The organism is Microbulbifer mixtoriginis (SeqCode), from assembly GCF_052466695.1.
In genome coordinates, this window is record NZ_CP174285.1 from 1,178,067 (window position 1) to 1,198,061 (window position 19,995).

Annotated in this window: 19 protein-coding genes; 2 read left to right on the forward strand and 17 right to left on the reverse strand. The window is 48.4% G+C overall.

Annotated features, from left to right (window positions below; genetic code table 11):
- Positions 1-4: 4 nt before the first annotated feature.
- The 6 genes from ACJJI0_RS05095 to ACJJI0_RS05120 form a co-directional block, all read right to left on the reverse strand.
- Positions 5-595: a cytochrome b gene (locus ACJJI0_RS05095; RefSeq protein ID WP_252085862.1), complete on the reverse strand. Its 591-nt coding sequence runs from the start codon at positions 593-595 to the stop codon at positions 5-7.
- Positions 596-789: 194 nt separating this feature from the next.
- Entirely contained in the window at positions 790-1,446 is a 657-nt protein-coding gene (locus tag ACJJI0_RS05100; RefSeq protein ID WP_444884961.1) for a DUF6962 family protein, read from the reverse strand.
- Positions 1,447-1,576: 130 nt separating this feature from the next.
- Positions 1,577-2,002: a hypothetical protein gene (locus ACJJI0_RS05105; protein ID WP_444884962.1), complete on the reverse strand. Its 426-nt coding sequence runs from the start codon at positions 2,000-2,002 to the stop codon at positions 1,577-1,579.
- A gap of 95 nt (positions 2,003-2,097) precedes the next feature.
- Positions 2,098-3,387, reverse strand: coding sequence for a DSD1 family PLP-dependent enzyme (locus ACJJI0_RS05110; RefSeq protein WP_444884963.1), 1,290 nt, complete (start codon positions 3,385-3,387; stop codon positions 2,098-2,100).
- A gap of 49 nt (positions 3,388-3,436) precedes the next feature.
- A complete protein-coding gene (locus tag ACJJI0_RS05115; protein WP_444884964.1) occupies positions 3,437-4,828 on the reverse strand; it encodes an FAD-linked oxidoreductase, L-gulonolactone oxidase family in 1,392 nt (463 codons plus the stop codon).
- A 6-nt stretch (positions 4,829-4,834) separates the two neighbouring features.
- Positions 4,835-5,224: a c-type cytochrome gene (locus tag ACJJI0_RS05120; protein WP_444884965.1), complete on the reverse strand. Its 390-nt coding sequence runs from the start codon at positions 5,222-5,224 to the stop codon at positions 4,835-4,837.
- Between the two features lie 491 nt (positions 5,225-5,715).
- On the opposite strand from ACJJI0_RS05120, the gene ACJJI0_RS05125 reads away from it, so the two are divergent.
- The gene (locus ACJJI0_RS05125) at positions 5,716-7,188 is read left to right on the forward strand and encodes an endonuclease/exonuclease/phosphatase family protein (protein WP_444884966.1); all 1,473 of its coding nucleotides are present in this window, start codon (positions 5,716-5,718) and stop codon (positions 7,186-7,188) included.
- A gap of 257 nt (positions 7,189-7,445) precedes the next feature.
- On the opposite strand, the gene ACJJI0_RS05130 is transcribed toward ACJJI0_RS05125, so the two are convergent.
- Entirely contained in the window at positions 7,446-8,270 is an 825-nt protein-coding gene (locus ACJJI0_RS05130) for a S1/P1 nuclease (RefSeq protein ID WP_444884967.1), read from the reverse strand.
- A 237-nt stretch (positions 8,271-8,507) separates the two neighbouring features.
- Here ACJJI0_RS05130 and ACJJI0_RS05135 point away from each other — a divergent pair, with 237 nt between their 5' ends.
- The gene (locus ACJJI0_RS05135) at positions 8,508-11,636 is read left to right on the forward strand and encodes a TonB-dependent receptor (RefSeq protein WP_444884968.1); all 3,129 of its coding nucleotides are present in this window, start codon (positions 8,508-8,510) and stop codon (positions 11,634-11,636) included.
- A 71-nt stretch (positions 11,637-11,707) separates the two neighbouring features.
- On the opposite strand, the gene ACJJI0_RS05140 is transcribed toward ACJJI0_RS05135, so the two are convergent.
- From ACJJI0_RS05140 to gspG, 10 genes are all read right to left on the reverse strand, one after another.
- Positions 11,708-13,918 (reverse strand): response regulator, encoded by a 2,211-nt coding sequence (locus tag ACJJI0_RS05140; RefSeq protein ID WP_252085853.1) that lies wholly within the window; start codon positions 13,916-13,918, stop codon positions 11,708-11,710.
- Positions 13,919-13,963: 45 nt separating this feature from the next.
- Positions 13,964-14,167, reverse strand: a complete 204-nt coding sequence (locus ACJJI0_RS05145) for a DUF2788 domain-containing protein (protein ID WP_252085852.1) — start codon at positions 14,165-14,167, stop codon at positions 13,964-13,966.
- Positions 14,168-14,276: 109 nt separating this feature from the next.
- A complete protein-coding gene (locus ACJJI0_RS05150; protein WP_252085851.1) occupies positions 14,277-14,549 on the reverse strand; it encodes an acetyltransferase in 273 nt (90 codons plus the stop codon).
- A gap of 225 nt (positions 14,550-14,774) precedes the next feature.
- Positions 14,775-15,260 carry a type II secretion system protein M gene (locus ACJJI0_RS05155; RefSeq protein ID WP_444884969.1) on the reverse strand — a complete coding sequence of 162 codons (486 nt, stop codon included), beginning with the start codon at positions 15,258-15,260 and terminating at the stop codon, positions 14,775-14,777.
- 43 nt (positions 15,261-15,303) lie between these two features.
- On the reverse strand, positions 15,304-16,638 hold the full coding sequence (gspL, locus tag ACJJI0_RS05160) for a type II secretion system protein GspL (protein WP_444884970.1): 1,335 nt from the start codon (positions 16,636-16,638) through the stop codon (positions 15,304-15,306).
- Between the two features lie 33 nt (positions 16,639-16,671).
- A complete protein-coding gene (gspK, locus tag ACJJI0_RS05165) occupies positions 16,672-17,667 on the reverse strand; it encodes a type II secretion system minor pseudopilin GspK (RefSeq protein ID WP_444884971.1) in 996 nt (331 codons plus the stop codon).
- Complete coding sequence (gene gspJ, locus ACJJI0_RS05170; protein WP_444884972.1) at positions 17,654-18,463, reverse strand: type II secretion system minor pseudopilin GspJ; 810 nt, start codon at positions 18,461-18,463, stop codon at positions 17,654-17,656. The genes gspK and gspJ overlap by 14 nt, the downstream gene beginning before the upstream one ends.
- A gap of 5 nt (positions 18,464-18,468) precedes the next feature.
- Positions 18,469-18,852, reverse strand: coding sequence for a type II secretion system minor pseudopilin GspI (gspI, locus tag ACJJI0_RS05175; RefSeq protein ID WP_252085846.1), 384 nt, complete (start codon positions 18,850-18,852; stop codon positions 18,469-18,471).
- Entirely contained in the window at positions 18,842-19,429 is a 588-nt protein-coding gene (locus tag ACJJI0_RS05180; RefSeq protein WP_444884973.1) for a prepilin-type N-terminal cleavage/methylation domain-containing protein, read from the reverse strand. Before ACJJI0_RS05180 ends, gspI begins: the two co-directional genes overlap by 11 nt.
- A gap of 20 nt (positions 19,430-19,449) precedes the next feature.
- A complete protein-coding gene (gspG, locus tag ACJJI0_RS05185) occupies positions 19,450-19,878 on the reverse strand; it encodes a type II secretion system major pseudopilin GspG (protein WP_252085844.1) in 429 nt (142 codons plus the stop codon).
- Positions 19,879-19,995 lie beyond the last annotated feature (117 nt).

Genomic DNA, 19,995 nt, shown 5'->3' on the forward strand with positions numbered 1-19,995 from the left:
TGTTTCACTGATTACCCGTAGTCATCCTAATCAGTGTACGGTCTTTCTTTATAAAGTGATGATAAAGGGCTGCCAAGAAGTGTCCCAAAATAAGTAACCAGATAAGCCATTCACCCAGCACTTCCTTATGAATGAAATCGATAGGTTCCTCGAACTGTTTGAAGGTCAAGCCCATTTTATTCTGAACAAGGTGGGCAAAAAGGGAAGTGTCAGCAAACTGAGGGATTTCAAACAGGAAAAAGTACTCAGTATTCACCCCAGTTCCTAGATATCCGGTTAATGGTGCAAGTATCATGACTACATATAACAGAAAATGGCCTGTATGCGCTGCAAAGTGCTCTAGCCTGGAGCCAGGTTCCAGTTTCGGAGTGGGATTAGTCAAACGCCAAAATATCCGCAACAGTACAAAAGCACCAATCGTTATGCCAATAGACAAGTGCAGCTGTAAGGCAATCCAGTTTGCTGGGGTATCCTCTTCAGTAAACCACTGGAGGTAATAGACACTGACGTAAGATCCTAGAATTAAGAATGCTATTATCCAATGAAGCCACTTAGCTACTGCCCCATATTCATAGATAGTATTTCGGGCGCCCATAGAATGCCTTCTTTATAAATTTTGCAGCCTAAAACACTATAAACCTAAAGCTAGCCAGGGGCCTTGTAATACAGCTTCAATCATGAATACTTAGGGGGGTGTGGGCGCCTTTTCTCTGCCCCCCTATAGATCACAGCACTTTGTGTAGAGGATTTCGATTCATAAAAACCTAAAGAATTAAATTGCGTAAAAAATCATATTGATGCCTGCAGTGACTTTCTTATTCCTGCAAAAAAGAACAATACGCCTATTGTTTGAACCATATGATAAAGACTATTGTGGTTAAACGTCCAAATAAACGTAAACTCCAGAGCCGTTCTGACTTGCAATACCACAGCCAGGAGAGAAATAAACCCGCCAACAACCATATACCAAGCCCCAGGTAAACGCCCCCTAACCCCCATCCATGTATAACCAATAACAACAGGAATCATCACTAACGCTTGATAACCCACAAATACTATGAAACCATCAATTCTAGATACTGCAATGAAATAAAATATCAGGCCAATTAAAAATATGTAAGGCAATAACTTTCTTGATATTCGCTCACCGGCAAGATCACCAATAATAGCAAGTGTAAACGACACCAGAAATAGACCGAGGAAAAAAAATAAAACATGCCACATGAATATTCTTTCAGGTCCGGCAATCTGAAAACCATGAATTACCGCACCCAATAGGCCAACGATAAACATCACCCCAAAGAAACAAATCCAGCAATTTCTCTTCCAGCTAGACTTGAATTCCGGCCTAATAAAATAAAGAAATATAAACAACGCCAATACAGCCAATACCAAGTCTGTTATTGCCGAAACTTGTTCAGTAGGTACATCTGTTAACTTAAGCACCTATTTCACATCCCTTCAACGCAGTATATTTATATGGAAAATACCACTCAATATCGCATCACCTATTAAACCGTAAAAGCCACCCATAACAGCAATGGCAACACTAGCCGACACCGAACGACCAGCCTCATTACAACCAATACCAAAGCGCCAGGGTTAAATTAATCATCATCATGATAAAGTCCATAATAAATATAAACTTCATCACACCTTTCACTTTCCAAGGTCCACCCCCTCTTCGGTTCTTTAGCGCGACTGGCAAGTTATAAATAAACTGAGAACCATGTGTAACAGAAAAAACAAAAAGCAATATAGATCTTTGAATATCCCCGGAAAAGGAGGCGTGATTAACCAATAAAAGAATACTCATTAACGCCAATGAAAAATTAAACCCGCCTAGAAATTTACCTGACTCAGCCAGTATTCCAAAGACAGGGGTATCCCTATGCTCTCTAGGAACAACCAGCTTGGCAAAAATCTTTCCCCGCAAGGAGAAAACATTGAAACCCATTAAAAACCAAATAGTATTTAGCACTAAAACCAGCTCAAAGATCACGTTACTCTCCAAATTTATTATAATAATTACTTGTGATTACATACGGCTATATACAGTACAGCGTCATCTATTTAGAACCATGTAAAGATGTTTTTTCAGGAGTTACTTAATACAGGCCAGCGCTCCACGATCTCCCCTTTGTCATACACAGCTATATCCCCAAACTGAAGAAATACAGATTCACTTTGTGTTGGTCGCAGGAAAACCCAGTCATCCTCTTGTAGGACAACCTGATTGGAAGCATTGAGCATTTCCTGATTTGTAGAGCGTCCATAAATAGGATTGATCGAAAGACCCTCTGGAGATTCGGGCAGCGCCTTCCAATACCCCCCAGAGATAAAGAATGTCTGCTCGCGATTTGGGTTTAACCAGCGCATCGTACCCGTTAGTTTCTCCAAACCAGGAATTTGAGTCTGCGGTAACTTCTTCAATACTGGGCTGGCGATAAATGCAGCCGCCTTGTGATCACTGAGGGTGGGGATATCAAAATCTGTAGGTTTAACAAGACAGGAACCTGCCGCCAGCTCATTACAGGGTGTACTATCTGAGCGTGATTTATAAAGCTGGTAAGTCGGGCTGCCGGCGCCATTCAACGTCAACCTTTTAGGATACTGGTCACCCAACAATTGTTTAGCTTGCTCAAGCCTCTGAGTATAAATCTCCAAACCGCGATTAATGGCTTTCTCTGGGCCACCTAAAATACCCGGCATCTTAGCCGCATGGGCGTCATAGCCCATAAATCCCGACAGAGTAAGCAGTGGTTCTGCCTTAATAATATTGAGCATTTCAGTAAGGTCCCGAGCATCGCTGACTCCACCGCGATGCAACCCCACATCCAACTCGATATTGATTTGTAACCTTTGCTCAAGGCTACCGGCTAGTGCCGCATACTGTTGTAGCCGCCTAGGGCTATCAATCAGCCACTGAAGTTGTGTTTTAGGGTCAAATCCACTGGTTGTTGGGCGGCTATAAAAGCTCTTGGCCGCAGCAATCGGAAGAGGCTTACCCAGCAAAATATCTGCCTGTGGTTGTGACTGCGCCAACTGTTGCAAAAAAGGTAGATGGAAAACCATATACCGCTGCGTACCAGTCTGTTTGGCAACCGCCTCCAGTAACCCCAGAGCTGGTAACGATTTGGCAACAACTCGATAGTCAAAGTGCCCATTTAGATGCCCAGAAAGCACAGTCGCATTGGCTCTCAGGCTGTTTAAATCCACTACCATCGTGGGACCAGAGAAACCTGCGGAATCCAGAGCCTTAGAGAGACTTTGAAAATAGTTAGTGTGCCCCCCCTGCCCCAAAGCTTTAGGCCTTAATAAAGGAAATGCGGCCGCAACCCCCAATGCCGCTCCGCCCAGTAAAAATTTTCTCCGCGTTTTCTGCACAGTTAGCTCCCCTAGTCTCTCTTCAGCCCTGAGATGAATAAGGGCCCTATCAACCAATTAGTTTTTTCAGGTACGGGTTTAAAAATTTTCCTTTAGGGTCAAGCTCACGTCTTACCTCAAGAAAATCCTGCCAGCGGGGGTATAAACCAGCCAGGTCCTGCCGGTGCAAGGTATTAAGTTTCCCCCAGTGCGGTCTGCCGCCATGCTTGCGCATAATGGGTTCCAGTGCCTTAAAAAGGGGCTGGTAATCCTCCTCAAAGTAACGGTGTACCGCAATAGATACGGAATCCTGCTGGTAGAAGGGACTCAACCAAATATCATCCCCCTTTACAAAGCGCACTTCGATAGGAAAGAACACATTAAGATTGTTCTCTTCGATTGTACGGCGCAGCTCCTCAAAAGCGGCCAGTCCGGCTTCCCTGGGAAGGTGGTATTCCATCTCATTGAAGCGAACATTTCGCTCACTGGCGTAGTTTCGCCAAGAGGACTCCACAACCACCTCCTTTTCAATATCCTCCATTGCAGACTGTAAGGCGTATTGCCGTAATTTGGGCGACCAGCCAAGCCAGTCTCGAACAGTTTTAAGGGTCATTACAGCTTCGTTAGTATCTTCACGCGCGGTAGTAAAGATCTCTTCATCCGTTAATTGGTGCGTATCAGCCATACACATTCCGGAGAAAGGAATATAGTAAAACTCGAAATTGCGATTTGACTCCGCCAGTGTCTCCGCCTGCTCAAGCACCTCCCCCATGGGAGCCACCCAGGATTCTCGCCGGAGTTTGTAACTGGACTGGTTCTGCATACGCACCTTGGTCACTAACCCCAGGCTACCCAGGGAAACTTTGGCTGCTATGAAAGTCTCTGGGTTTTGCTCTGCATCGCACCACAGAGTGCTGCCATCTGCCGTAACCAGCTCCAATCCCGTTACATAGCTGGACATACAACCTAAACCGGCCCCAGTGCCATGAGTGGCAGTGGCCAGGCATCCGCCGAGAGTTTGCTCATCAATATCCGGCTGATTAATCAAGGCTTGACCAATATCTTCAAGCGGCTGTCCAAGATCGGCTATACGTGTACCCGCGTAAATCGTAGCCTGGGTGGATTCGCTACTATGATCGGCCACACCGCTAATACGCCCGAGCGAGAGAATGGTGTCATCGGTGGGCACCAAGGCCGTGAAGGAGTGCCCAGCCCCCACAGCTCTAACAGTACCTCTAGCATCAGCTACAAGTTGCTGTAGTTCGGCGATTGTCTTTGGTGCCAGACGTTCACTGGGCAGGCAGTCTTGCGAACCAGACCAATTGCGCCAGCGGATACCCTTACGCTTTACTGGGTCACTCGCCTGTACCAAGGTGCGGGCCATAGAGGAGATTGGACTAGCAGCGATAGCTGTAGAACCAACGGCAATAGTTGTAATAAAACGGCGACGTGACTGCTGCATAATCCCTTACTCCGCAGAGGCCATAAAGGCAATTAACTGTTCAAACTGCTCCGGTGAGCACTCGAAACAAAGACCCAGTGGCGGCATCCCCTGGAAACCATTAATCGCGTTTTCAACCAACACATCCATTCCCTTGTCGAGACGCGGTTCCCAGCCGGCAATGTCCCCAGTGAGTGGCGCAGCGCTGACCCCAGTGCTGTGACAGCTGCGACAGGTTCGCTGATAAATTTCAGCAATTTCTGGATCAGCGGGCGCCAAAGTCAGCGCTTGTTGGGCTAAGGCCAAACGGTTTTTAGGGCTACTGTCGTTAAATTCCGAGCAACCACTCGTCAGTAAAGCCACAATAAGAGGGGCGCAGAAGAGCCTTAGGCTCCGGTGAGGTCCTATCAGTTCCATGTATGTACACCTACTACATTATTGTTAATATTTCCCAGGCTCTGGAGCCTGAGGTGGGCGTTGTGTACTTAAACTGCAACCATTGTTAATCAGGCTGGCAGCTAAGACAACAAGCGGAACTGCCCAGTCTATTATTGATTTTAAAATTTACTAATCCAGTATCCACTCATATCACCAATCCTTTATTATTCCGACAATTGCTTTCTAGTACGCTTGCCCAACCTTTTATTTTGGCCATAGCCCGCTAAAGCTCTTTCTATCTTACTTATTGATGAAATGACAATTAGTATCTATTACTGAAGTCTTTTATCCGTTCGGTAGACGCCAAATAAAAAGCTCTTAAATATTGTTAGTAAAATTAGTCATTTAAGGAGGCCTCATAATTAATTAAAAATCGTTCCCTTTACCACGCACAACCAATAGACGATATCCGAGACACACCATTTATAGAACAATAAAATCGTACAACTCAAATAACGGATAACAATAAAATGAAAAACAAACTATTAAGATCAGCTCTTATCGTCGGAAGCCTGGGCCTAAGCGCTTCTGCTTCAGCAATAACTTTGTCAGAAATATGGGATATTCTGGTTAGTTCCAGCACTCAAGTAGGTTTTACCGGCACTGTGGGCAATCAAGCCTATAGCAGGCCGGGAAGCTTGGCTGGGCAAAGTGGCCAAATTAGAGTAATGGCAGCCAACATAAAGGGCTTTCCTGAAGGTTTACGGGGTATTTCTGATAGCCAGGCATCTCTATTTTCATCCACCTATATTGCCGGACAGGCCTACGATATTGTCGGACTCCAGGAAAACTGGGTCAGAAATTACGCGGTGATGTCTCCCCTTAGCCAAACAGAATATCCTTATCGAAGTGACCATTTCCAGGGCGGAGTCTTCAGTTTTGGCGATGGTTTAAGCACTATCAGCAAACACCCTATTAATGGAAGGCAGCTGCATGTTGAGTATTCAAGCTGTAAGGGTACCTACTCAGACTTTATCGCAAATGGCTCAAGTCCCGATTGTGAGACGGAAAAAGGCTTCACCTTCACTGAAGTTCAGCTAGCCAAGGACCTAAAAGTACACTTTTACAATACTCACATGGACACCAGTAACGGCCAGGAGAAAACAGGCCAGTTCAACCAGCTTAAACATTTTATTCAACAAAATTCGGCCGGATATCCAGTGATTGTAATGGGCGACTTTAATGCATGGATTGACAACGGCGGCTGGCAGCCAGGTCCTAATCAGTCGGAGTTGGGGCGCTGGGCTTCCGAGTTGGGCTTAACCTGGTCCTGTAGCCAGGTAAGTTATGCCGCAGGTAATACGAATATTAACGATGTAAAGGGACCCTGTAAGGGAGTTGACCATATTGCTTTTCGCGGCAACTCGCAAATTAGCTTCTCTACCAACCGGTATGATGAAGTCCACCAGAGCATTAGTGATCACAACCCCATTACGGCAACATTAAGTTGGACCAATCACGCTGCCGCCTATTCATCCACTTATGCGAGGGCACATACAGCTTCCCTGCTTAATACCCACCACAACACACGCATTCAGGCTGTCTACGGTGGTAACGATGAGGCAAAAAATATGCCTGCTGCGGCTGCAGAATGGGAGACTTTTACTCTTGCGCTGGAGCAAAAAGGGAACACCCAGCAGTGGGTGGATCACCGCTGTATTCAGAGTGGTGACACGGTTTCACTGCGCGCCCATAACGGTCATTACTTACGTGCCACTCCACATAACAACCATAATGTCGATGTAAGAGCCAGTGTGCTTTTAGGCTGGGAGAAATTTGTCCTTTACAACCATTCCAACGGATGGGCCTGTTTGAATCAAAATGACAAAATCACTTTGAAAACAGCCCACGGAAAATATGTGATGGCGAACGCAAATCGTAACCTGTCCGCTTCAGATAATCAGTTAGCCTGGGAGTTCTTCCAGGTTGAGCTTGGGAGATAGCATGTCTTCAAATACTTCCAAACAGTTGCTTTTGCACTCACATGCTCAAGGAGAAGTAGCTCTAAACTAATGTCCAGTTTTTAGAAGCAATTCGGGCTTGGACGGGCACTTTAATTGTCAAAAGAGCTCGAATTGCATTATTTAGAATCTACCATCCTTAAGCCGGTATTTAGGAAAACTCCTTCACGCAATGAGCGATGGATGCTAGTTTCCCTTATTTCGTGGAGGCTAACACCACAATAAAACCACTAGATTAATTATCGATCGACCATCTTCAATGATCTTCCACCCAAAACTTTGTTAAGTACGGCAGCTAAGCGCACACCACCTTGCTGTAGACGCATTTCTAAGGAATCCCTGCAGCGCAAGAAGTACTTTTCCCCCAATTGAGTTTCATTGGTATATGCCAGTTTATGAGCCAACTGATGGGACTCCTTTGCCCAGTCTGTTGCATCTGTAGACTGCCAAAGCTGGCTCTGGACTGCACCAATTTTTTCTGTCTGTTCTTTTGCATAACCCTGCCAATCGGTAACCACTCTTGAGACAAGATGGATATCCCAAAGAGCGTGTAAATTGGTCTCCTCTCCATAAAAGTGCACGAATACATCGTTGCCACCACGATCCGAATAAAGACCTGTATGCAGCGGCTGATGAAGATCCCCTACAAAGTGCGCAATAAACATTAAGGCCTCGGCACGCTCTGTCCCTGACCGGGTGCGATCTGCAAGAACTTCTTCAAACTGCTGAATGGCTTTGACAATACACCCTGTTGGAGGGCAATCCCTCTCCGCATCATAGCGGTTCCAGTCACGGGATAGATTGATATAGTGCATGGGCGCTGCCCAATTATATTGCTCGTTGGAACGAATACGATCCGCCCAGGTGGCTGACTCTGCCAGATGTGGTTCCCCAACCTCATCAAGTAACAATTCAACTTCTGCGGCTACATTAGGTGCCAAATAATACCAAGCGATTTCTCCAACCACTCTATGGCCATCATCTCCCCAAGCATGGGCTTTTAAGGTGCTGAGCAGCCCAACAAATAGAATATTTATACAAATTATTTTTTTTAGGTTAATCATCTCAATCATCCACTGCAGAAATTTGCGGCAAGCTTAATAAACATTTGTGACAAATTGGTATGCATCAATGCCATCTCACGAACCTGTTACAAAATTGCAACAAATCGTTAACCAGCCCTTCAATTTCACCCGCTAAAAAGCACTCTGGCCGAGACCTGGGGATGAGTCTCGGGAGCCGATTACAACCAGTTCTCTCAAAGCCACGCTGTTGGCCCACTTAAAGACCAGGATTTAGTTATGAAACCTTCTATCTTCCGGCGCATGTGCTTATCCGCCGCGATTATCTCCGCGATTGGTTCAACACATATCTCTTACGCTCAGGAAACTGCCGCAGCCATTCGCGGCTCTATTACTGGTAGCGCAGGCGAAGCCATCAGCGATGCAAAAATTACTGTAGTGCACGCGCCATCTAATAGTCGGCGAGTGGCCGAGGTAGGAGAATCAGGACAGTTTAATCTCAGTGGTTTGCGTGTAGGAGGCCCTTATACCGTCACAATTGAAACCGAACAGGGGGATCGTACCTTTGAAGATATTTATCTCTCAGTAGGCGATACCCTGCCCCTGATGATATCCCTCGACACAAGTAACCTTGAGGAAGTCAGCGTGCTTGGCCAAGCTATCACTACTTCCCGACTGGCGGTAGGCCCGGCATCTCACTTCAATAGCGATGACTTAGCCAGTGCACCCGCAGTAAACCGCGATATCAAGGACTTGCTACGTCTGGACCCACGAGTTTACATCGACGAAGCCAGCTATGACTCTATTCAATGTACTGGCGCCAACCCGCGCTTCAACAGCCTTACTGTTGACGGGGTGCGCATGAATGACAACTTTGGCTTGAATAGCAATGGCTATCCAACAGAGCGCATGCCCTTCTCATACGATGCAATCGAGCAAGTTGCTGTAGAGCTGGCTCCATTCGATGTGCAGTACGGCGGATTCAGCGCCTGTAACATCAATGCAGTGACCAAATCCGGCAGCAATGAGTGGCATGGTTCATTCTTTTATGACTATACCGATGATGGTTTCCGTGGAGACTCTCTTGAGGGTGAAGACTTCCCTGTAGCCAGTTTTGATGAAAAGCGCTACAACGCTACCTTAGGTGGAGCCATTATCCAGGACAAACTGTTCTTCTTCACCGCTTACGAAAAGCTAGAAGGTGTCGCTACTTTTGACCGGGGACCAACAGGCAGTAATTCTCCCTCTGAGGTTGAGGGCGTATCTCAGGAGCAGCTGCAGGAAATCGTGCGCATCGCGAATGATGTCTACGATTATAACCCTGGCGGACTCCCCTCAAGCCTGCCAGAAGAAGATGAGAAATTGCTGATCAAGCTAGACTGGAATATCAGCGATAATCATCGAGCCTCTCTTACCTATAACTACAACGATGGCTACTCTATTGCCGAATCCGACGACGACTACAATGAGCTAGAGCTATCCAATCATTATTATGAGCGCGGTGCCGAACTGAATTCTTATATTGTTCAGCTGTTTTCCGATTGGAGCGATATCTTTTCTACAGAAATGAAGATCGGTTATTCAGAGTTGGATAACTGGCAACTCTCTCTCGGTGGTACTGAATTTGGTGAAGTCCAGGTCACCAGTAAGGACGAAGAAGGCCTAAAGAGCGCAACGGTTTACTTGGGATCTGATGACTCCCGCCATGCCAATAAGCTGAGTTACGATAATCTGAGCATAAAACTCGCCGGGCGCTTATTGCTGGGTGAGCACAATCTCACCGCCGGCTACGAACATGAAAGTTTCGATGTATTTAACCTGTTTATTCAGGAAGCACAGGGGGAGTACCGGTTTGCTAGCATCGAAGATTTTGAAAACGGCGTTGCCAGCAAAATTATCTATGAAAATGCTGCCTTCACCAATAATCCCTTGGATGCTGCAGCAGAGTTTGCTTATGACATCGATACTTTCTACCTGCAGGATGAATACACTTTTGCCGAAGTTGATCTCACAGTCGTAGCAGGCTTGCGCTATGACCGCTACAGCAGCGACGATAGGCCGGTGAAGAATCTGGATATCACAGAAACGTACGGTTTCAGTAACCAGCATAATATGGATGGCATAGACCTTTTACAGCCACGTCTCGGTCTAAACTGGAATGTCAATGACAGCCTGGAGCTACACGGTGGCCTGGGCCTATATTCTGGTGGCAATCCCAACGTTTGGATTTCCAACAATTATTCCAACAACGGGGTATTGCAGATAGAAACCACCGATAGTAGTGGAACCCCGCTCTTCGATATGGACTGGACTGGCAGTGGCCGCCCCATCTATGACATACCGCAAAATCTATATGACCAGGTTGCCAATGGAGAGGGAAGATCCGGTGGCGTCAATCTAATGGACCCGGATTTCGAAATCCCTTCAGTTTGGAAGTATGCCATCGGCGCTAGTTACGAGTTTGAATCCGGCTATTTGCTTTCTGCTGACTACCTCTATAGCGACTATAGAGATGCTGCCATTGTCCGCAATATATCCCTGCAACAAGTGGATACTGCTGTGGATGGGCGCCCAATTTATGAAAGCGCCAATGGTCGTAGCGGAGACTTTATGCTCACTAACGTAAAAGGAGATTCCGGTTTTTCCAGCGTTCTATCCCTGGGTCTAAGCAAATCCTTCGACTTTGGTCTCAATGTAGCCTTGGGCTATGCCTACACAGAAGCCGAGGATGTGAATCCAATGACCAGTTCTGTGGCTTGGTCTAACTACACCAAAATTGCAACTATCGATGCTGAGAATCCGGGGGCCGCTACCTCCAACTATGTAGTGCCCCACCGCTTCACTCTCAAAATGGACTACGCTCACGAGTTTTTTGCAGGCTATGAAACGCGCTTTACCTTGTTTGGCAGTGCAAATGAAGGGCTACCCTATAGCTATACCTTTGGCGGCGGCTTATTTGGCGATGCAGGCTCCGGCCGCAGCCTACTGTACATCCCAACCGGTAGCGATGACGCAAATGTAGTATTTGCTGAAGACTTCGATACCGAAGCCTTTTTCGCTTTTGTTGATTCTGAAGATCTTGATCGCGGTCAGATTATGGAGCGAAATGAAATCTATAGTGATTGGTGGACCAAGTTCGACCTACGAATTGACCAGGAATTACCCGGTTGGCGCGCGGATGACAGGATCAACGCCTACTTTATCGTAGAAAATCTGGGGAACTTGATTAACGATGATTGGGGCGTGATGTATGAAGGAGACTTCCCGCGCTATCAGGCCGCTGTAGAGGCTGATATCGATGATCAAGGCCGCTACGTATTCAATAAATTCTTAGAGCCATCAGGCCAGACACGGGTTGCTGAACCATCTTATTGGAGCGCTCGTATAGGCGTACGCTACGAATTCTAACCATAAGAAAGCCGCGGCAATTGCCGCGGCTTTCTATTATCCAATTATTAAATAATCCTAGTTCAGCAACTCTAGGCGCTACCCAACCAACGGGCCAAGGTTTCCCGTAACAGATCCTTGCTCAGGGGCTTGGTTAGATAATCATCCATTCCTGCCGCTAAACAACGCCCTTCGAATTGTTCTTCTGTGGTACTGGTTAAAGCAACGATTGGTAATCGATCATCAGGCCTGTGCTCTGTTTCCCATCGGCGCAGTATCTCGATTATCTCGGCACTGTGATCGGTATTTTGCTGACAATCTACCAGGGCCAGGTCGTAATGCCCCTCTGATAAACGCAGCAAGGCCTCCTCTCCATTGCTGGCGATATCCACCTGGTAACCGAGTGCCTGCAACATCTCTTCCGTTACCCACTGATGTGGACGGGAGTCCTCCACCAACAGCAAGGAATATTGCCGCGGCTGGTCGGCACCACCTTTTACTACACGCCGAGTAGTTCGCTTGGCGCCGCCAAAGATTCTCTCCACCAGAGTATCGTGTAACTCCTTACGGGTTACCGGTCGTCCCAGGTAGAGAGCTGAAGGTACGAGTCTTTGCAATTCCGCAAAAGAGGACTTTTGACCAAAGCCGCCCAGGCATATCAATGGGCAATCACGGTCCTCAGCATGAGTCTTTTCAAAGAATGGTGTAACTGATTCAAAGAGTATCTCATCGCCCATGGCGGGCACCAACATGATCAGTTGCCCTCGCTCCAAAGCCTGCTGAAGGAGCTGCTGTACTTCACACTCGCAACCTTCACACCAGCGCTGGGACTTTACGTCCATACCAAAGGAGCGCAGCATCTGCATCAAGCCGGAAATAAACAGGCCCTTTTGGTGTATCAGTAAAACCTCACTATCCTGCAAACGGCGGTCCGGGGTTAAGTAGGTACGCTGATTAGGTTCAATAGTAAATTTGACTACGACCTGGTAGCGGTTACCGTCTTGATTGGAGTGCAGTTGTAGATACCCCCCCATAGCTTCCGCCAGACCCTTGGCGATAGACAGCCCTAAACCTGTAGTTACCTGATTGGTATCCATTCTGGAAAAAGCACCAAACAGCTCGCTCTCATCGGGCAGGATTTCACCGCGGCCGTCATCTTTCAGAGTAATATTCAACTGCCCTTCTACAGAGGTGATCGGGGTAAAACTCACTTCGCCCCAAAGCTCTCCCCGTTGGGCAATACCCGTAGCCGAATCCACCAGATTGCGAATCAACTGAGCTGTTTTGCGATTATCGCCAGTGACCATCACCGGCAGGCTGTCATCAATCTGAAAGTTAAATTCCAAAGACTGACTATGGGCTGCTCGCGCAGCGAACTTGAAGGACTTTTCAATGGTTTTGACCAGGTTAAATGGCCCCTGGCGCATACGGATATCTTTGCGAGCAACGCGGGTAAAGAGCCCCACATTGTCCACTAGCTTAAGCTGTTGGCTGCTGGCATTTTTGGCCAGCCCCACCCACTCTTTTTGACGCTCGCTGAGCGGTTCTGCCTCCAAAAGAGACAAGGCCCCCAAGGCATCAGAAAGCTGGCTGCGGAATTCCTGACCAATATTAACAATAAATTCATTCGTCAATTCAACGGCCGCTTCAGAGTGCTTTCGTGCTGCAGCCAGGCTGCTCGCACGCTGCTGCAACTCCTGCATAGCCGACAGACGTTCCCAATAATTCTCCGACTCTCGCCGCCCCTGGTGAGCGGTCAGCCAGATAAAGGCCAGAGTGAGCGTCCCGTAAATAGTGCCGAGGATCATGCCAGAGAAAAGAGCCATCAATGCCGCTGGCAGTAGAGAAGTAACCGTAAACCAAGTGAGAAAACGGTGATAAGGCGAGAATACCGTAGTCACGCTGGAGCAAAAGATGACGGTATAGATCCACAGAAAGTGGGTCTCTGGGGCAAAGCCCATATAGTAAACAAAATAGAATAAAGTCAGGCCCCACCAGATAGAGCCAAGAATCGATACAAAAAAGTAATGATTACGCCAGCGATTGGGTCCCGAACTATACAAATGACCAAAACGAAAAACGTAGTAACCGCGGATCAGCGTGAGAACCACTAACCCAGCCCCTAGAATCAGCAATAAGCGCGGAGCTTCCAGGCGCATATCACCGATGGTGGCTGCGATCAAAAATGCACAGAATGAGAGCACCATGCCTCGCCGACTATATTTGGCGATACGCATATCGGTGGCTCGGCAAATACGCCGATCCTTCTGCACCTTGAGTTCAGGGCGATCAAATAATGTCATAGCGACCTTCCCTGGAGCATTGGGTATCCGGTGACATAGAGGTCCCTAGCCTATCCCAAGTACTTCAACCAGTACTGTTTTTATAATAAAGCCGAGCAGTCCAAGACCGAGTGCCAGAAACAGGATAAAGGTGCCAAACCTACCCGCTTTAGAATCCTTGGCCAGGTTCCAGACGATAAACACCATAAATAAGATTAGTGCGCCAATTCCCAACCACAGGGAATACTCTTCAAACTGCTCAAAAGTCATGCAAATCTTCGCTTGTAAAAATTGGCGCGCATTGTACAGCGCTTAACAGCTACAGGTAAGACTTGGCCGAATACAGTCGGTCAGCTCACCCATTAACATGACTGGCAGTTCAAGCACCCTGATAATAGTCACCATCTTCCTGCGCGTGGGTTCCACAGCGCAAACGACGCACTTCCTTCTCACGATAGCGGCTATCGTGCCAACATCTTGGTAGTGGCTCACCAGACAGAAAACATAAGTCTGTTTTATCGAAAACTTCTGGATCTTGTACCTCTTCCCCCCACAGATAGCGGCCAACTACCGTGAGCTCATAGGGATTCGAGAGTGTGACAACATCTGCCACCTCAACCAAGTGCTTGGTGGTTACATCTTTAAAAAGCATAGTGGCACCTTTTTCCACTTCCCATCTTCAGTATAGGGCTTTTGGCGACAATTCTGGCTAAATTAGGGTTTATTGAAAAGATGTAAAAAAGAAATGCAGCTACAGGGCAAGGAGGAGCACATAATTGTAAAGAGCTTGTGATCTGCAGAACACATATGGATTGATAAGGAGAAGCCTAATCTTATCCGGACTTCTCCAAATTCTATAGAAAATGATAGGGCTCCTTTAGCCCTCAATAGTCAGGCGAGCGGAAACCATACCCTGCTCCGGCAAGGCATCAAGGTTGATGGTGCGAACACCCAATTGTTCTTTCATCAACTGGTTTAACCATGGCTGAAGATCCTGATAGCGCACCTCCTCAACCCATAGACGAATACGATTTTCCCCTTCGGGCTCAAATCGTTTAATCGTGACCCGGTTTTGCTTGGCCGCATTAGTTACCCGCTGCAACAAAGTGCCGGAAGCCTGGCCGCCCCCACCATTGGGTTTAACACGGGAGAGCACGGGTCGCTGGGACTCCATCCACTGAACCAGCTCCTGTGACTCCTCTGCTCGCGCGCGAGACTCATCGAAAAAACCTTTGGCCGGACTGTAAAGGCCATAGACAATAAAAAGCGCCCCGGCAAAAAGACTAAGGATGCTCAAGGCGCGTTGATCACTGGGTGACATCGCCTGCCACTTCTGTTTCCACTGCTCGATTTGTTCTTTCATTCTGCTTTAAATACCGAATTCTTTCGCCTTATACCTTGCGCCTCTAGCGCACACGCACCCGCCCGGATACGCCCTTCTTCAACTCATTGGCACCAAGTAAATCTGCACGCAAACCATTGCCAGACAGCTTGCTGACAAAAGTGTCCAAATCTGAGAGGTTCTGTGCCTTAAGCTGCAATACCATTTCACCGCGCTGGCCATCAAAGCGAAGTGATTGAAGTTGCAACTCTTTACCTCGCTGTTGAGTCCACACCTTACTGAGCTGCTGCATATGGGTGGTAAAGGCGCCGCCCTGATTCCCCGCATTTTTTAAGAAGCCATTTAGCTGCCTACGCATCTGGGCCGAGGGACGTACATTGGGGAACATCTCTGTGAACATGGCTCTAGCCTGCTCTTCTGCCTGCTCAGCCTGCCAGTGGTAGTAGGCCCCAGCACCGACAAAAAACAGAAGTTGTGCGGCAAAACAGAAGGCGGCTACTTTGGCCGGCTTTAGCCACCATACCGACTCAGTTTTGCCGCTGGCTAGTTGATAATCGCCACTGAGCAAATTACTAAGTTTGCCGGGCTTATAACGCTCAAGAAAAACTTCTTCAGGTGGGCGCTGATTGACTTGTAGGCGATCGGCAAAAAGTGATTCCAGCTCGGCAACAACAAGACCGTCCTCTTCACCGCCACCCAGTAACAGGAGTTCTTTGCCCTCTTCCCCTTCCTCCTCATCAGCACCTTCTTCAGAAGCATTATCTACGCCAAGAAGGGAGCCTAACAGAGGCTGGAGGTATTCGCGGCGGATCGACAATCCCTGCCCCGTCGACTGCCAAAAATGAGCCTGCTCTCCATCCAACCAAAGGGAGAGGTCAATATCGAGTAGATCCAATAGTAAATATTCTGGTAATGCCGCAGTCAAAGGCCAGCCGAGTCGCTCCACCTGGCTGTGCAAAATTTCCATCTTGTCTTTGGAAATCGCGTAAATGCTACAGATATCACCATTGCGAGGCACACAGACAAAATGCAGATCTTCTACATCCTCCGCAAGCTGCTCTTCGACCATATAGCCAATAGCGTTGGCCTGACGTCTAGCTGCTTTGGGGATAGATTCAACGCCACTCCAAACCCAGTTACCAGGCAGAAGTAGCAGCGCCTTGCTGCCCTCTGGCAAGTTCAACGCTGGCTGGATGTCGGGTACAGCCGATGCCTCAAACTCTGGATTGAAGGCTGAAAGGAATTCATCATCCAGAGCAGCTTCACACCAAGAGCCATTCTCCCACTGATGTAAGGTGAGCCCACCGGCGCCAGTTTCAGAGAGCCGCAGCAAGACCAAAGCTGGCTTGGGTGGCACTGCAGGCATGCCGATTTCATTTACGCTTTTCTTTTTAAACATACAATCTTATTGGCTATCTACTATCTAGACTCGCTACGGTGCCTTGTAGTCGAGTAATTCCTGCATCATTGCACCAGAAAAAGTGCGCCGCTGGCGCTGTACAACTTTGACTTCACCGTCCCCGGCCTCATCGAGCCATAGAGACGTCTCCCAATACTGGCGGTAGTCTTCACTATCTCCCAGTTGGACAGCAATACGCGCCAGAAAGTGCTGGCTATGAAACACAAACTGGTTGGTGTTGTTGAAGCCATGAGAGGACAGATCCCCCGACTGGCTAAGGATGCCGCCAGACTCTCGGAACAGCAGCAACTTACTCACGCTAGCAGAGGGGTCCACCGCTTCCAAAAGCTCCTGAGAAGCCAGATTGATATTGATCTTGCTTCCAGTCTCCGGCAGCGCACACAGGAATGGAGCCAGCTTCTGCCAGTCTTCCGGCTCCATACCCTGTACAGAAGACAGTTCCGATATATCACTGATTAAGGTATCTGGGGTGCGATGGGCAAGATCCCTACCGAGATAGCCATCATCCTCGGTTGCTGAAGAACGCGGTGTGTCGTTGTCATCCATCCAGTCGGCAATAGTCCCGGCTAACTCTGATTTTCCTGTGACATTGCTCACCAGCCGGCGAAAAATATCAAACTGATCGGTGCCGTTACCGCTATCGACAAGATTATTTACATTAAAGCAAGAGTTTAAGTCTTTGATATTTATGCGTATTTTTCCGTTATCAGGATTGAACTGCAACGCCGGTGCTGCCCAGGCCTCAAGAGCGTGATCGGCAGGTTGGGCAGCGTCTTTATCCTCTTCGTAATCCTTGAGAAGCGCCACCCTACTCCAGGCCTCAGCCCCAGCGACAAACTCGGCTAATTGCGAATTGGCCAAAAGAGCACCGCTTCGGGTGATGGAAATCTGATCGCGGGTAATGGCGTGCGAGACCAGGGCAATTGCAATCACCATTACAAGTAAAACGGTAATTAAAGCCACGCCCCGCTGGCGGCGAAAAGTCTTTATCGACTTAGAGCCGCTCATCGTTACCACCTCCGCCGGAATTATCCCGACCTGAATTGCCGTCGTCTGAGTTGTTCCCACCTCCAGAGTTGTTCCCACCTCCATTACCACCGTTGCCGGAATTAGCTCCAGGAGGACTGAACTCTACAGTTGAAAAGGAGAATACGCGGCGTATTTCACCGTACTGACGGGTCATTAACACGAACTCGATAGCCTTTGGCAGGCGGCTATCTGCACTGGTAGTAGATGCTGTAGTACCGGCTGGCGGCCATTGGGCAACCCAGGCATCTGAGCTAGGGTCAAAATACTGTAAAGTCAGGCTCTCCACACCGGCGAGCAGAGGTTCAACAATTGGCTCGGAATCAGGGCCTCGGTCTAAAACTTGCCAGCGACTGCGCAATAACAAAGCCCCAGGATCTTCCTCATCAGTAAAGGAGCTGCTTCTCTCATCGTCTTCTGGGTAGCCGATACTGTAACCCAGCCGCTGAAGTTCACCCCGGGGCTCACCAATAAGGTTTGCCGCCCCAAGGCGGGTAAATTCGAATTCGTCCTGATCACCGCGCAAAGCAGGTTCATAGCCCGTATAGGCATTTTTAATCGGTCGCGCTGTTACCTGGCGCAGGTCCTCCTCCAGACGATAGAGAGCCATGGAAAAACGGCGCAACTCTTCTGCACGACGCTCAACAACACTGTCGGAATTATGGAAAACTTCTAGAAGGGAAAACGAACCAACACTGATAATCGCCACCAGCACCAGTACGACGAGCACTTCAACCAGAGTAAAGCCTGACTGGCCCTTTATTGGAGAAATCTGCATAGAAGCTACTCCTGCGCCGCCCAGGCATCCAGTGTCAAAGTTGGGTTTTCGGCATCGGGGTAACCCACTTGAATCACGATATGGCGAAGGCGCTCTTCGCTGGTTGCCTCTACCTTTGCGGTCACTTCCCAGTCTCTCTCCGCAAAGGACATTTCCTCTTTTTTCTCACCAATCGGAGGCCAGGGAGTTTGTACCCTAATTTGCGAGAGTACCTGTTGAGCGACCCAGTTAGCTGCGAGCCGCTCCTCCATAACTCTTTGGCGCTGCACGCTGCTCTGCATAGTGCGCAATACGCTGGCGGCAATAACCCCAAAGATGACCAGGGCGATCAAAACCTCAACCAGGGTAAAACCGCCCTGTCGGGCCAGGGAATTGCGTTTAAAGGTCATCGGCTTGCCACTCTAGCTGCAAGCCATAGAGGCTGCTGTAAGAAATTGTCGCGCCACGAGAGAAGTCACCATCCTCGACCAGAAAAACGGCTAGTTTGATCGGGAGAACTTCACCACTCGATAAAGCGACAAACTGCGGCTTGATCTTCTCCTCATCGCTCTGCTCTTCAGCAAACTCTGTGGATTGGGTGGAAGGCAGTTCCGCCTCTTCAAGCACCTCCAAACGAACGATAGTGGGAAGCTCATGAGCCGCAAATCGCTGGCTGCGTCGACCGGCAGCAGCCACATCGGGAGCCTGCCAAGTCATTGAAGTGGGATCAAATCGCACTACCGTATAAGACTCGGGTTCAAGCACTACGCCGTAATGAGCTTTATCAATTAGGGCACGGTCCGCGACAAGCTGCAACAAGGCGGAGAGACGTTGAGTCTCCCCTTCCCAAACACGCACCCCGGAACTGCCCAGGGACATCATGGCCATGCCAGCCAAGCTGGCGATGATAACAATCACCACCAGAATCTCGACCAGCGTGAAACCCTGATTACGCTTGAGCCTACTGCGGGCTGATCGCCTATACATCGATTGCTGATTGAACCGAGTTACAGGTCAGCAGCAAAAATATCGGCGGCTTCACCCTCTCCACCAGGCTTACCATCCGCACCCAGGGAGAACAGATCAAATGCGCCGGCACTGCCGGGGCTGATGTACTGGTAGTGATTACCCCAAGGGTCCTTGGGTGCTTTCTTTAAGTAAGGTTCAGTCCAGTTTTTAGCTTCGGGAAAACCGGAGGGACGGGAAACTAGAGCTTCCAGACCCTGGTCAGAACTTGGGTAAACAAAGTTGTCCATGCGGTACATGTCGAGGGCAGTCTCGATAGCACGAAGGTCAACGCGAGCGGCCTTCATACGGGCTTCACCAGTTTTGCCCAAAACACTGGGAACCACCATGGCGCCGAGAACACCGAGGATCACAATCACCACCATGACTTCAATCAAGGTGAAGCCACCACTTCTGCGTAGGTTTCGCATTTTTTTCTCCAAGTTCAGCTGAAAGCTGGGAACCCCCAGGGCCACGAAGGGAATCGTGGCCCCAATTTAAAAATATTCAGTTTTTGTAAAAAGAGATCTATCTACACTCTCAAAGCA

What these genes read in the sequence shown, in the direction of transcription:
- ACJJI0_RS05155 (WP_444884969.1), bottom strand. Translation starts at nt 15,260, where the DNA reads ATGAAAGAACAAATCGAGCAGTGGAAACAGAAGTGGCAGGCGATGTCA.
- ACJJI0_RS05145 (WP_252085852.1), bottom strand. Translation starts at nt 14,167, where the DNA reads ATGACTTTTGAGCAGTTTGAAGAGTATTCCCTGTGGTTGGGAATTGGC.
- ACJJI0_RS05115 (WP_444884964.1), bottom strand. Translation starts at nt 4,828, where the DNA reads ATGCAGCAGTCACGTCGCCGTTTTATTACAACTATTGCCGTTGGTTCT.
- gspK (WP_444884971.1), bottom strand. Translation starts at nt 17,667, where the DNA reads ATGAGCGGCTCTAAGTCGATAAAGACTTTTCGCCGCCAGCGGGGCGTG.
- ACJJI0_RS05125 (WP_444884966.1), top strand. Translation starts at nt 5,716, where the DNA reads ATGAAAAACAAACTATTAAGATCAGCTCTTATCGTCGGAAGCCTGGGC.
- gspL (WP_444884970.1), bottom strand. Translation starts at nt 16,638, where the DNA reads ATGTTTAAAAAGAAAAGCGTAAATGAAATCGGCATGCCTGCAGTGCCA.
- ACJJI0_RS05095 (WP_252085862.1), bottom strand. Translation starts at nt 595, where the DNA reads ATGGGCGCCCGAAATACTATCTATGAATATGGGGCAGTAGCTAAGTGG.
- ACJJI0_RS05180 (WP_444884973.1), bottom strand. Translation starts at nt 19,429, where the DNA reads ATGTATAGGCGATCAGCCCGCAGTAGGCTCAAGCGTAATCAGGGTTTC.
- gspJ (WP_444884972.1), bottom strand. Translation starts at nt 18,463, where the DNA reads ATGCAGATTTCTCCAATAAAGGGCCAGTCAGGCTTTACTCTGGTTGAA.
- ACJJI0_RS05120 (WP_444884965.1), bottom strand. Translation starts at nt 5,224, where the DNA reads ATGGAACTGATAGGACCTCACCGGAGCCTAAGGCTCTTCTGCGCCCCT.
- gspG (WP_252085844.1), bottom strand. Translation starts at nt 19,878, where the DNA reads ATGCGAAACCTACGCAGAAGTGGTGGCTTCACCTTGATTGAAGTCATG.
- gspI (WP_252085846.1), bottom strand. Translation starts at nt 18,852, where the DNA reads ATGACCTTTAAACGCAATTCCCTGGCCCGACAGGGCGGTTTTACCCTG.
- ACJJI0_RS05140 (WP_252085853.1), bottom strand. Translation starts at nt 13,918, where the DNA reads ATGACATTATTTGATCGCCCTGAACTCAAGGTGCAGAAGGATCGGCGT.
- ACJJI0_RS05150 (WP_252085851.1), bottom strand. Translation starts at nt 14,549, where the DNA reads ATGCTTTTTAAAGATGTAACCACCAAGCACTTGGTTGAGGTGGCAGAT.
- ACJJI0_RS05135 (WP_444884968.1), top strand. Translation starts at nt 8,508, where the DNA reads ATGAAACCTTCTATCTTCCGGCGCATGTGCTTATCCGCCGCGATTATC.
- ACJJI0_RS05130 (WP_444884967.1), bottom strand. Translation starts at nt 8,270, where the DNA reads ATGATTAACCTAAAAAAAATAATTTGTATAAATATTCTATTTGTTGGG.